Raw genomic sequence first — 13,055 nt, 5'->3', positions numbered from 1 at the left:
AAGTGACCCGGGGGAGCTGTGGGATGAGTAAGCGGCAGATGCAGAAGATGCTGCGGCTGATGGCGAGCGGGGAAACGGTCGAGCTCACCAGCCCGATGGCGTCCGTGAAGAAGCTCGCCCGGCTGGCCTTCGTCGCCCAGCAGTTCGGCTACGAGTACGCCGACGTCCGCCAGAGCAGCGGCCGCAACGGCGCGCTCACCATGCTGATCCTGCCCGACCCGAGCCCTCAGGCCCGGGCCCGGGCCGGGCAGAACTGGGCGCGGTACCCCGACGCGGCCGACGGCGTGTCCCTGCCGCCGCTCGTGCCCGACGCCTTCGAACTGCTCAAGGCTCGCATCAACTTCGATCTCACCGGCAAGCACGCCGAGAAGCGCATGGGGTACGGGGCGCTGGGCGTCAGCGTCGGCTGTGTGATCCTCGCCTTCCGGTTCGGAGGGCAGTCGGACGACTTCGTCGCCGCCGGTGTGGTGTGGCTGCTGCTCATGGCGGTCTTCGGCATCGGCCTGGTGGTGACGCGCAAGCGCAACGCCAAGTTCGCGGCCCGGCTGCAGTCGGCGGGCTTCACGCCGGTGCGGGACGAGAGCGGGCGGCTGCGGTATCTCCCGCCGGGGGCACAGCCGCCCGGGCAGGGCAATCCGTTCGGGGGCGGGCCGTACGGCGGGGCTGTGCCGGGCGGGCCGGGTCCGGCGACCGGAACGCCGCAGTCGGCCTACGGGCAGCAGCCGGCTTACGGGCAGCAGCCGGCTTACGGGCAGCAGCCGCCCGGGTCGTACGCCCAGCCCGCGCCCGGGCCGTACGCAGGTCAGCCCGCGCAGGCGCCGTATCCCGGTCAGCCTGCCGCGCCTCCCTACGGGGGTCAGCCCGCCCAGGCGCCGTACCCGGGGCAGCCCGCCCAAGCCCCGTATCCGGGGCAGCCCGCGCCCGGCCCCTATGGCGCGCAGCCCCCGGGCCCGTACGGCCAGGCGCCGTATCACCAGCCCCACCCCCAGCAGAACCCCCACTGGCAGCCCCCGCAGCACTGACGCGGAAGCCTCACGGAACCTCTCATCCCGTCCGAGCGCGGGGTGAGAGCAAAGTTCCCTCCCGGTCACCCGCTGCCACAGGCAGGAAACGCGCCCTCCCTACCTTCGGGACCAGTCACCGGAAGTACGACCGAGCCCCGGAGCACAGTGGAGGCGTCATGACAGGCCCTGGCACGGCACCCGTACCCCCGAGCAAGGGCGGACGCTGGATCCAGCACTGGGATCCCGAGAACGAGACGTTCTGGAAGGAGACCGGGGAGAAGGTCGCCCGGCGGAACCTCTTCTTCTCCGTACTGTCCGAGCACATCGGTTTCTCGATCTGGACCCTGTGGTCCGTGCTCGTGCTGTTCATGGGCCCGGAGTACGGGCTGACCCCCGCCGACAAGTTCATGCTGACCTCGATGGTCACGCTGGTCGGCGCCGTCGTCCGCGTCCCCTACACCTTCGCCGTCGCCGTCTTCGGCGGGCGGAACTGGACGATCGTCTCGGCCGGCATGCTGCTGATCCCGACCGTCGCCGCGTTCACCGTGATGGAGCCGGGCACCTCCTTCTCCACCTTCCTGCTGGTCGGCCTGCTCGCCGGTGTCGGCGGCGGCAACTTCGCCTCCTCCATGACCAACATCAATGCCTTCTTCCCCCTGCGGAAGAAGGGCTGGGCCCTCGGGCTGAACGCGGGCGGCGGCAACATCGGCGTGCCGGTGATCCAGCTGGCCGCGCTCGCGATCATCGGCGCCGGCGGCGGGCCGCGCGTCCTGCTCGGCGTCTACATCCCGCTGATCGTCGTGGCCGCCGTGCTGGCCGCGCTGTTCATGGACAACCTGGAGAACGTCAAGAACGACACCGGTGCCGCCAAGGACGCCGCCCGGGACGCCCACACGTGGATCATGTCCCTCCTCTACATCGGCACCTTCGGCTCCTTCATCGGCTACAGCTTCGCCTTCGGCCAGGTCCTGCAGAACCAGTTCGGCCGCACGCCGCTGGAGGCCGCGTACGTCACCTTCATCGGCCCGCTGCTCGGCTCGCTGATCCGCCCGCTCGGCGGCCGGCTCGCCGACCGGTACGGCGGCGCGCGGATCAGCCTGTGGAACTACGTCGCCATGGGTCTCGCGACGGCGGTCCTGATCGGCGCCTCCATGGAGAAGTCGCTGTCGCTGTTCACCGGGGCGTTCGTGGTGCTGTTCGTGCTCAGCGGGCTCGGCAACGGCTCGACGTTCAAGATGATCCCGGGCATCTTCCAGAACAAGGCCCTGGCCAAGGGGCTGCGGGGCGAGGAGGCCGCGGCGTACGGGCGGCGGCTGTCCGGGGCCTCCATGGGACTGATCGGCGCGGTGGGCGCGCTCGGCGGTGTCGGCATCAACCTCGCCTTCCGCCAGTCCTTCCTCTCCTACGGCTCGGGCACCGGGGCGTTCGTCGCCTTCCTCGCCTTCTACGTGGTCTGCTTCGTGGTCACCTGGGCCGTATACCTTCGCCGTACGGCTCCCCGGGTGCCCGTCACCACGGCGACCTCGGAGGCGAAGTCGCAGCTCAGCTACGCCGAGGTGTGACGTAACACCAGCGACATGATGCCGATCCGGGCCTGTCACGAGCCGTTGACAGGCTCGATCGGCATGTAGGTACGCCGTACCCACGAAGTACGACGACTCGAGTGCGGGACGAGAGCCATGTACGAGGAAGAACAGCGACCGGACCACGGGCCCCTGGCGGGTTTCACCGTGGGTGTGACGGCCGCGCGCCGGGCCGATGAGCTCGGGGCGCTGCTGCAGCGACGCGGTGCCGCCGTCCTGCACGCCCCCGCCCTGCGGATCGTGCCGCTCGCCGACGACAGCGAGCTGCTGGCCGCGACGAAGGAGATCATCGAGCAGGTTCCGGACATCGTCGTGGCCACGACCGCGATCGGGTTCCGGGGCTGGGTCGAGGCCGCGGACGGCTGGGGGCTCGGGGAGGAGCTGCTGTCCCGGCTGGGCGGCGTACGGATCATGGCGCGCGGGCCCAAGGTCAAGGGCGCGGTGCGGGCGGCCGGGCTGACGGAGGAGTGGTCGCCGTCGTCGGAGTCCATGGCGGAGGTGCTGGACCGGCTGCTGGAGGAGGGCGTCGACGGTCTGCGGATCGCGATCCAGCTGCACGGTGAGCCGCTGCCCGGGTTCGTGGAGGCGCTGCGGGAGGCCGGGGCCGAGGTGCTCGGGGTGCCCGTCTACCGCTGGATGCCGCCGGAGGACATCACGCCGGTCGACCGTCTGCTGGACGCGACGGTCGCCCGGTCGCTGGACGCGGTCACCTTCACCAGTGCCCCGGCCGCGGCTTCCCTCCTGTCCCGGGCGGAGGAGCGCGGACTGCTCGACGAGGTCCTGGCGGCGCTGAGCCACGACGTCCTGCCGGCCTGCGTGGGCCCGGTCACCGCCCTGCCGCTGCAGTCCCGCGGCATCGACACGATCCAGCCCGAGCGCTTCCGGCTCGGCCCGCTCGTCCAGCTCCTCTGCCAGGAACTCCCCGTGCGGGCGCGCTCCTTCCCCGTCGCCGGGCACCGCGTGGAGATCCGGGGCCATGCCGTCCTGGTCGACGGCGACCTCAAACCGGTCCCGCCCGCCGGCATGTCCCTGCTGCGCGCCCTGTCCCACCGCCCCGGCTGGGTCGTCGCCCGCGCGGACCTCCTGCGCGCGCTGCCCGGCTCCGGCCGGGACGAACACGCGGTGGAAACGGCCATGGCCCGCCTCCGTACGGCCCTCGGCACGCCGAAGCTGATCCAGACGGTGGTCAAACGCGGCTACCGCCTGGCCCTGGACCCGAGCGCGGAGACGAAGTACGCGGACGCGTGATCCCGTCCGGGGGTTAGCCGGATTACGACGTCTTCTGCCCCGTGAGGCGGGCCGGCGGGCGAGCTTCCGGACGTCGCGGCCCCCGGCCCGGGCGGAACGACCCCCGCTAGTCACGGCCCGGGCGGAACGACCACCGCGAGTCCCGGCCCGGGCGGAACGACCCCCGCGAGCCCCGACCCGGGCGGGAACGGCCCGCTCGGATCCCCCCGGCCCAGGCAGGACGCCCTGCGTGGATCCCCATCGGCCCCCGCCCCGCTCCACGCATGGCCGGATCAGATGGCCCGTGCCGGTTTCCGGCGCGGCCAGGTGTGCGCGAGGGGTTTTCGGCGTCGTGGCGGGCAGGCACTGTAAGAGGGAGCGGCTTACCGGCCCTCTCGTCGGTGTCCCACGCGACGCGTCTCACCGAAGCCCTCGCGACGGGGTGAACCCCTAGGCGGTGACAGGCACATGGCACTGGGTACGGCCACGGCCCCCTACGAGCTGCGGTTCGACGCCGGGCGGATCTGCCTGGACCTGCTCTCCACCACGCATCCGGAGGAACGGCTCGAGTCCCTGGACGTGCTGCGCGCCTGGATCACCGGCTCCGGACTCGTCCCCGCGGACACCGCCCTGGCCCACGCCGACACCGGCTGGCTGCTGGCCTTCCGTGAACTGCGCGCCCAGATCGACCGGTTGGTGCGCTGCCGGCCGAGACCGGGAGCCGCGACGTACGACCTCGCCCTCGCCCGGGTCAACGACCTGGCCGGCACCGCGCCCCCGGCCCCGCGCGCGGTCCGCGGCGAAGACGGCCAGCTGCTGCGGCGGTTGGACGGCCCGCCCGGCTGCGCCGCCCTGCTCGCGGCCGTCGCCCGGGACGCCGTTGACCTGCTGACCGACCCCGTCGCCCGCGCGGCCCTGCGCCAGTGCGAGGGGGACAACTGCCCCATCGTGTATCTCGACACGTCCCGGGGCCGCAGGAGGCGCTGGTGCTCCAGTGAGGTCTGCGGGAACCGCGAACGCGTCGCCCGGCACCGCCGCCGCGCGGCACTCGCCCGCGCGTAAAACGGAATTGGGTGGTCCGTGCACTCAATTTCCCTGCCCTAAATGCGACTTCTGCGACCGTGGAGTCGAAGTGATTTCGATTACATGTCGTTTACCTACGCCACCGTAGGGAAGGCCTGGCTCGATCTTGCCGATGTGGCGGATATGTAAAGAACGCGGGGTGGGAATGTAACTCCATGTCCCGCTCGTCACGTCATCCCGAAGAAATCTGTCGGGTCTCTTTGAACGCCCAACCGCTCGCATCCGTACGGCATGGGGAGCGACCGACTGGGGGAACCCCCGGACATCGGAGGTGGGCGTGCGCAAGGATTCCGTCGTGGCCAATGAACGAGCACCGAGGGCCCGACATCGCATGTCCCAGCCCTCGGAACCCGACGAGGAGCTGATGCGTGCGCTCTATCGCGAACACGCCGGACCCCTGCTTGCGTATGTCCTGCGCCTGGTCGCCGGAGACCGGCAGCGCGCCGAGGACGTCGTGCAGGAGACGCTCATCCGTGCCTGGAAGAACGCCGGTCAGCTCAATCGAGCGACCGGATCGGTACGCCCCTGGCTGGTGACGGTCGCCCGGCGCATCGTCATCGACGGCCACCGCAGCCGGCAGGCCCGGCCGCAGGAGGTCGACCCGTCGCCGCTGGAGGTCATCCCCGCGGAGGACGAGATCGACAAGGCGCTCTGGCTGATGACTCTCTCGGACGCACTCGACGACCTGACCCCTGCCCACCGGGAGGTGCTTGTCGAGACGTATTTCAAGGGGCGTACCGTCAACGAGGCGGCCGAGACCCTGGGCATACCCAGCGGAACCGTCCGCTCCAGGGTGTTCTACGCCCTGCGTTCGATGAAGCTGGCACTGGAGGAGCGGGGGGTGACGGCGTGATGAGTGTTTACGGGGGTAACCAGGGATTCGGTACGGGAGGCATGGGTATGTCTGGACCCATGCAGGAGTCCCCGGTGCCGAATGAGCACGAGACCGTCGGCGCCTACGCCCTCGGCATCCTCGACGACGCCGAGGCAACCGCTTTCGAGGCCCACCTCGCCACCTGCGAATGGTGCGCCCAGCAGCTCGACGAACTGGCCGGCATGGAGCCGATGCTCGCCGCCCTCGCCGATCTGCCCGGCTCCGGAAGCACGCCCGCGATCGGCGAGTCGCTGTCCGCGAAGCCCAGGCCGCGCCTGGTGGAGAAGCTGGTCGACGAGGTCGCCGACCGCCGCGCCCAGAAGCGCCGCCGCAGCTTCTACATGGTGGCCGCGGCCGGTGCGCTGATCATCGGCGGCCCCTTCGTCGCGGTCGCGACGAACGGCGGCGGCGACGGCGGCAGCGGCACGGAGAACCGCCCGCTCGCGGCGAGCCCCGCCAAGGCGGCCTTCGAGGGCATCTCCGACAAGATCACCGCCACCGACCCGACCACCAAGGTCTCCGCCACCGTCGCCCTCCAGAAGAAGGACTGGGGCACGGGCATGGTCCTGGAGCTGAAGAACGTCAAGGGCCCGCTCAAGTGCGCCCTCGTCGCGGTCGGCAAGAACGGCGAGCGCGAGACCCTGTCCTCCTGGTCCGTCCCGGAGTGGGGCTACGGCCTGCCCGACGCCAAGACCGAGAAGGCCAAGCAGCCGCTGTACGTCCAGGGCGGTGCCGCCTTCGATCCGAACGAGATCGACCACTTCGAGGTCGTGACCTTCGACGGCAAGCGACTGGTCGAGGTCGACGCATAGGACTGTTCGGCCGTACGGCAGGCGCCATTGGGGCAACCCTTCCCGCGCCTGCCGCCGGCCCGTAGCTTCCAGGGGTCCCCTTCGCGTACGGTTGACGGCTGCCCAGCACGTCAGAAGGGGGCCCGGTGGCCGCTCAGGCTCACAGACAAGACGCGGTCGGTTCGGTGCACGACTCGGTTCGTGACCGGGAGATCGACGTCGAACAGGAACACCTGGACCGGGTGTACCGGCGCCTCGAGGAGAAGATCCACGAGGCGGAGTTCCTCATGCACGACGCGGCCCGGCGCGGCCAGGTCGGCACCCCCGGCGCACTCGCCGAGCGGGACGCCCAGGTCTTCCGCGCGGGCATCCACCTCAACCGGCTCAACAACGAGTTCGAGGACTTCCTCTTCGGCCGTATCGACCTGCTGACCGGCAAGGACGGCAAGAAGGGCCCCGACGGGGCGTACACCGCCGTCGAGCCGGCGGAAGGGGCCGTACGCCCCGACAACACCGCCGACATCGCCGAGACCCTGCACATCGGCCGCATCGGTGTCCTCGACCAGGACTACACGCCGCTGGTCATCGACTGGCGGGCCCCGGCCGCCGCCCCCTTCTACCGCTCCACCCCGGTCGACCCCGGCCGGGTCGTCCGGCGCCGCGTCATCCGCTCCAAGGGCCGCCAGGTGCTGGGCGTCGAGGACGACCTGATGCGCCCCGAGCTCACGGCGTACCTCGACGGCGACGAGCTGCCCGCCATCGGCGACGGCGCCCTGATGGCCGCGCTCGGCCAGGCCCGCAGCCACACCATGCGCGACATCGTCGCCTCCATCCAGGCCGAGCAGGACCTGGTCATCCGCGCCCCCGCCGCCTCCGTGACGTACGTCGAGGGCGGGCCGGGCACCGGCAAGACCGCCGTCGCCCTGCACCGCGCCGCCTACCTCCTCTACCAGGACCGGCGCCGCTACGCGGGTGGCATCCTGATCGTCTCGCCCACCCCGCTGCTCGTCGCCTACACCGAGGGCGTGCTGCCCTCCCTCGGCGAGGAGGGCCAGGTCGCCATCCGCGCCATCGGCTCCCTGGTCGAGGGCGCCGAGGCCACCCTCTACGACTCCCCGTCCGTGGCCCGCGCCAAGGGCTCCTCGCGCATGCTGAAGGTGCTGCGCAAGGCCGCGCGCGGCGCCCTGGAGCTGAACGATTCACCGGCCCGGCTGCGTGTGGTCGCCTTCGGACGCCGCCTGGAGCTGGAGGCCGAGGAGCTCGCCGGCATCCGCCGCGCCGCCCTCGGCGGTACCGCCCCCGTGAACCTGCTGCGCCCGCGCGCCCGCAAGCTCCTCCTGGACGCCCTGTGGGAGCGGTCCGGCGCGGCCGGCCGGCACTCCGACCCCGAACTCGCGGCCGAGCTGCGCTCCTCCTTCGACGAGGACATCACCTCCGAGGACGCCTTCATCGCCTTCTTCGACGCCTGGTGGCCGGAGCTGACCCCGGCGGCCGTCCTGGACGCCATGGCCGACGAACGGCGCCTCGGCCGCTGGGCCCGGCGGATCCTCACCCCCGGCGAGGTCCGCAAGGTCGCCCGCTCGCTGCGGCGCGAGGGCCGCACGGTGCACGACATCGCGCTGCTCGACGAGCTCCAGGCCATCCTCGGCGCCCCGGCCCGCCCCCGCAGGAAGCGCGAACTGGACCCGCTGGACCAGCTCACCGGCCTGGAGGAGCTGATGCCGGTGCGCGAGGAGTCGCAGCGCGAGCGCGCCGAACGCCTCGCCCAGGAGCGCGTCGAGTACGCCCACGTCATCGTCGACGAGGCCCAGGACCTCACCCCGATGCAGTGGCGCATGGTCGGCCGCCGCGGCCGGCACGCCACCTGGACGGTCGTCGGCGACCCGGCGCAGTCCTCCTGGTCAGACCCGGACGAGGCCGCCGAGGCCCGTGACGAGGCGCTCGGCACCCGCCCCCGCCGCCGCTTCGAGCTCACGGTGAACTACCGCAACCCGGCCGAGATCGCCGAACTGGCCTCGAAGGTCCTGGCCCTCGCCATGCCCGGTTCCGTGTCGCCGAAGGCCGTCCGCTCCACCGGCGTCGAACCCCGCTTCACCGTCGTCGAGGACACGCTGGGCGCCACCGTCCGCGACGAGGCCGCCCGGCTGCTGGAGCGCGTCGACGGCACCGTCGGCGTGGTCGTCGCCATGCAGCGGCGCGAGGAGGCCCGCCGCTGGCTCACCGGTCTCGGCGACCGGGTCGTGGCCCTCGGCAGCCTGGAGGCCAAGGGCCTGGAGTACGACGCGACGGTCGTGGTCTCCCCGGCGGAGATCGCCGACGAGTCCCCGGCCGGTCTGCGCGTCCTCTATGTCGCGCTGACCCGGGCCACCCAGCAGCTCACGGTCGTCTCGGCCGACCGGGACGAGCCCGACGCGGCGGGAGTTCCGGACCTGCTCAGGGAGTGAGACCCGATACCCACTTACCGGTGAAATGAACTACCGGTACGGGAATGGCCTTACGGGATCTGTTTGTTAGCCTGGACGTGGCGCCGGCCCGATCCAAGCCCCCGGGCCCAACCTTCGTCGCTACGAGCGACCACTTGCCGCGAGGCGAGCATGGCGGGTCGGTGCCACCTACTCGAGAAGAGACCCACGTCCACGTGACGTGGGTCTCTTTTTGCTGCCCCATTCCGCCCCATTCCACGAACAAAACGTTCGCAATCAAGGGCGGCTACCTGCTACTCAGCGGTAGGTGCGACGATCGGACGGCACAAATCAGCGTCAGGTGAAAGCAGAGGAAGTCGGCCATGGCAACGGCGCCCAGCGTCTCCTACTCGATGACGGTCCGGCTGGAGGTGCCCGCGAGCGGAACCGCCGTCTCGCAGCTCACCACCGCCGTGGAGTCCTCCGGAGGCTCGGTGACCGGCCTCGACGTCACCGCATCCGGCCACGAGAAGCTCCGTATCGACGTCACCATCGCGGCGTCGTCGACCGCGCACGCGGACGAGATCGTGGAGGAACTCCGCGGCATCGAGGGCGTCACGCTGGGCAAGGTCTCGGACCGGACCTTCCTCATGCACCTCGGCGGCAAGATCGAGATGGCGTCGAAGCACCCCATCCGCAACCGTGACGACCTGTCCATGGTCTACACGCCGGGCGTCGCCCGCGTGTGCATGGCGATCGCCGAGAACCCCGAGGACGCCCGCCGCCTCACCATCAAGCGCAACTCCGTTGCGGTCGTGACGGACGGCTCCGCCGTGCTGGGCCTGGGCAACATCGGCCCCAAGGCCGCGCTGCCCGTCATGGAGGGCAAGGCGGCCCTCTTCAAGCGGTTCGCCGGCATCGACGCCTGGCCGATCTGCCTCGACACCCAGGACACCGACGCCATCGTCGAGATCGTCAAGGCGATCGCCCCGGGCTTCGCGGGCATCAACCTCGAGGACATCTCCGCCCCCCGCTGCTTCGAGATCGAGGCCCGGCTGCGCGAGGCCCTCGACATCCCCGTCTTCCACGACGACCAGCACGGCACCGCGATCGTCGTCCTCGCCGCCCTGACGAACGCGCTGCGCGTCACCGGCAAGGCCATCGAGAACATCCGCGTCGTCATGTCCGGCGCCGGCGCGGCCGGTACGGCGATCCTGAAGCTGCTGCTCGCCGCGGGCGTCAAGAACGCAGTCGTCGCCGACATCCACGGCGTCGTGCACGCGGGCCGCGAGGACCTGGTGGACGCCGCCCCCGACTCGGCGCTGCGCTGGATCGCCGACAACACCAACCCCGAGGGCCTCACGGGCATCCTCAAGGAGGCCGTGCGCGGCGCCGACGTCTTCATCGGCGTCTCCGCCCCGAACGTCCTCGACGGCGACGACGTGGCCGCCATGGCCGACGGCGCCATCGTGTTCGCGCTTGCGAACCCCGACCCCGAGGTCGACCCGGCAATCGCCCGCCAGACCGCGGCCGTTGTCGCGACCGGCCGCTCGGACTTCCCGAACCAGATCAACAACGTGCTGGTCTTCCCGGGTGTCTTCCGCGGTCTGCTGGACGCGCAGTCCCGGACGGTCAACACCGAGATGATGCTGGCCGCCGCGACGGCCCTGGCGGACGTGGTGACCGAGGACGAGCTGAACCCGAACTACATCATTCCGAGCGTCTTCAACGACAAGGTCGCGGGCGCGGTCGCCGGCGCCGTGCGCGAGGCCGCCAAGGCGGTCGGCGCGGGGGCGGGCAGCGCGTCCGGTCTCTGAGGCCGAGGCCGTCCGGGCCGCTGCGGCGGTCCGGACGGCATGGTCTGCCCGGACTGTGAGTAACCCCACGGCAGCCTGGAACCCGGCGCGTCGCAAGAACCCTGTCAGCAGCGGAGCTATCGTGGCGCAAGGCTCAGGCCCTCTTTTCGTGTGACTCCCCAAGGGTGTTCTCACGACTCCTGCGGGTGCCGGATTGGCTTTCCCGCCGCAGGTAGGGGCAGGATGCGTCCCTGGGCGCGAGGGTCTGACGACGGACCCGGGTCCGGGGACTCATCGAGGACCCTGGCAGCATCGGCTTCGATCTGACGCCTCAACGGCAAGATGAACACGGGAGTAACAAAATGAACCGCAGTGAGCTGGTGGCCGCGCTGGCCGACCGCGCCGAGGTGACTCGCAAGGACGCCGACGCCGTGCTGGCCGCGTTCGCCGAGGTCGTCGGCGACATCGTCTCCAAGGGCGACGAGAAGGTCACCATCCCCGGCTTCCTGACCTTCGAGCGCACGCACCGTGCCGCTCGCACCGCCCGCAACCCGCAGACCGGCGAGCCCATCCAGATCCCCGCCGGCTACAGCGTGAAGGTCTCCGCGGGCTCGAAGCTCAAGGAAGCCGCCAAGGGCAAGTAAGCGTTCCATCGTGCGCCGTGGGCGACTGCGGGCCCGCCTGTGGCCGGCCGCGCAGTTTCCCGCGCCCCTTTGGGGCGCGAGCCCGCCGAGAGCCGCATGACATGCCGAGGGGCGGCCACCTGGTTCAGGTGGCCGCCCCTCGGCGTGCACGGGCTTGGGGGACTAGCCGAGCGCCTTCCCCGGCAGCTCCACCTTCGCGCCCAGCTCCATCAACTTCTCCATGCTGTGCTTGCCCGGGGGATGACCCCCGGACCCCCAGCCGGACGGGCGTGGCCGCTGCGGTCCGGTCTAGCCGAGCGCCTTCCCCGGCAGCTCCACCTTCGCGCCCAGCTCCATCAACTTCTCCATGAAGTTCTCGTAGCCGCGGTTGATGAGGCCGATGCCGTGGACGCGGGACGTGCCCTGGGCCGCCAGGGCCGCGATCAGGTACGAGAAGCCGCCGCGGAGGTCGGGGATGACCAGGTCAGCGCCCTGGAGCTTCGTCGGGCCCGATACGACGGCCGAGTGCAGGAAGTTGCGCTGGCCGAAGCGGCAGTTCGAGCCGCCCAGGCACTCGCGGTAGAGCTGGATGTGCGCGCCCATCTGGTTCAGCGCGGACGTGAAGCCGAGGCGGGACTCGTAGACCGTCTCGTGGATGATGGACAGGCCCGTGGCCTGGGTCAGGGCGACCACCAGCGGCTGCTGCCAGTCGGTCTGGAAGCCCGGGTGGACGTCCGTCTCCAGCGCGATGGACTTCAGCTGGCCGCCGGGGTGCCAGAAGCGGATGCCCTCGTCGTCGATCTCGAAGGCACCGCCCACCTTCCGGTAGGTGTTCAGGAACGTCATCATCGAGCGCTGCTGCGCCCCGCGGATGTAGATGTTGCCCTCGGTCGCCAGCGCCGCCGACGCCCAGGACGCGGCCTCCAGGCGGTCCGGGAGGGCGCGGTGGTTGTAGCCGCCGAGCTGGTCCACACCGGTGATGCGGATCGTCCGGTCGGTGTCCATCGCGATGATCGCGCCCATCTTCTGCAGGACGCAGATGAGGTCCTCGATCTCCGGCTCGACAGCCGCGTTGGACAGCTCCGTGACGCCCTCCGCGAGGACGGCCGTCAGCAGCACCTGCTCGGTGGCGCCGACGGACGGGTACGGCAGCGCGATCTTCGTACCGCGCAGCCGCCGGGGCGCCTCCAGGTACTGGCCGTCCGCCCGCTTCTCGATCTTCGCGCCGAACTGCCGCAGCACCTCGAAGTGGAAGTCGATGGGCCGGCCGCCGATGTCGCAGCCGCCGAGGCCGGGGATGAACGCGTGGCCGAGGCGGTGCAGCAGCGGGCCGCAGAACAGGATCGGGATACGGCTCGAACCCGCGTGGGCATCGATGTCAGCGACGTTGGCGCTCTCCACGCGCGTCGGATCCATCACCAGTTCGCCGGGCTCGTCACCCGGACGGACCGTCACACCGTGCAGCTGCAGCAGACCCCGTACGACTCGAACGTCGCGGATGTCCGGAACATTGCGCAGCCGGCTCGGAGCGCTGCCCAGCAGCGCTGCGACCATGGCCTTCGGTACGAGGTTCTTCGCACCGCGGACACGGATCTCGCCCTCCAGCGGGGTTCCGCCGTGGACAAGCAGGACATCGTCGTTGACGGTCATGAATCTCGCGTTCCATGGAGTC

General features: G+C 70.9%; 10 protein-coding genes. 9 read left to right on the top strand and 1 reads right to left on the bottom strand.

The annotated features are described in order from the left end of the window. Positions 1 to 23: 23 nt before the first annotated feature. From IGS69_RS13045 to IGS69_RS13005, 9 genes are all read left to right on the top strand, one after another. The gene (locus IGS69_RS13045; protein WP_190899372.1) at positions 24 to 1,022 is read left to right on the top strand and encodes a hypothetical protein; all 999 of its coding nucleotides are present in this window, start codon (positions 24 to 26) and stop codon (positions 1,020 to 1,022) included. 158 nt (positions 1,023 to 1,180) lie between these two features. Continuing rightward, positions 1,181 to 2,566, top strand: a complete 1,386-nt coding sequence (locus IGS69_RS13040; RefSeq protein WP_190899370.1) for a nitrate/nitrite transporter — start codon at positions 1,181 to 1,183, stop codon at positions 2,564 to 2,566. Positions 2,567 to 2,683: 117 nt separating this feature from the next. Next, entirely contained in the window at positions 2,684 to 3,835 is a 1,152-nt protein-coding gene (locus IGS69_RS13035) for a uroporphyrinogen-III synthase (RefSeq protein ID WP_190899369.1), read from the top strand. Positions 3,836 to 4,282: 447 nt separating this feature from the next. Beyond that, entirely contained in the window at positions 4,283 to 4,876 is a 594-nt protein-coding gene (locus IGS69_RS13030; RefSeq protein WP_190899367.1) for a CGNR zinc finger domain-containing protein, read from the top strand. 352 nt (positions 4,877 to 5,228) lie between these two features. Further along, positions 5,229 to 5,750 (top strand): sigma-70 family RNA polymerase sigma factor, encoded by a 522-nt coding sequence (locus IGS69_RS13025; RefSeq protein ID WP_010039908.1) that lies wholly within the window; start codon positions 5,229 to 5,231, stop codon positions 5,748 to 5,750. Further along, entirely contained in the window at positions 5,750 to 6,583 is an 834-nt protein-coding gene (locus tag IGS69_RS13020; protein WP_269783168.1) for an anti-sigma factor family protein, read from the top strand. Before IGS69_RS13025 ends, IGS69_RS13020 begins: the two co-directional genes overlap by 1 nt. Before the next feature lie 125 nt (positions 6,584 to 6,708). Further along, positions 6,709 to 9,006, top strand: a complete 2,298-nt coding sequence (locus IGS69_RS13015; RefSeq protein ID WP_190899365.1) for a HelD family protein — start codon at positions 6,709 to 6,711, stop codon at positions 9,004 to 9,006. Positions 9,007 to 9,347: 341 nt separating this feature from the next. After that, positions 9,348 to 10,781, top strand: a complete 1,434-nt coding sequence (locus IGS69_RS13010) for an NAD-dependent malic enzyme (RefSeq protein ID WP_190899363.1) — start codon at positions 9,348 to 9,350, stop codon at positions 10,779 to 10,781. Between the two features lie 341 nt (positions 10,782 to 11,122). Continuing rightward, positions 11,123 to 11,404, top strand: a complete 282-nt coding sequence (locus tag IGS69_RS13005) for an HU family DNA-binding protein (protein WP_003950507.1) — start codon at positions 11,123 to 11,125, stop codon at positions 11,402 to 11,404. Positions 11,405 to 11,692: 288 nt separating this feature from the next. On the opposite strand, the gene murA is transcribed toward IGS69_RS13005, so the two are convergent. Continuing rightward, on the bottom strand, positions 11,693 to 13,033 hold the full coding sequence (gene murA, locus IGS69_RS13000; RefSeq protein WP_190899361.1) for a UDP-N-acetylglucosamine 1-carboxyvinyltransferase: 1,341 nt from the start codon (positions 13,031 to 13,033) through the stop codon (positions 11,693 to 11,695). Positions 13,034 to 13,055: the final 22 nt, after the last annotated feature.

It is taken from the genome of Streptomyces tuirus, assembly GCF_014701095.1.
In the GTDB taxonomy this organism is placed as follows: Bacteria; Actinomycetota; Actinomycetes; order Streptomycetales; family Streptomycetaceae; genus Streptomyces; species Streptomyces tuirus.
The sequence above is the reverse complement of the archived record's forward strand: the minus strand, read 5'-3'. Positions and strand labels throughout refer to the sequence as shown.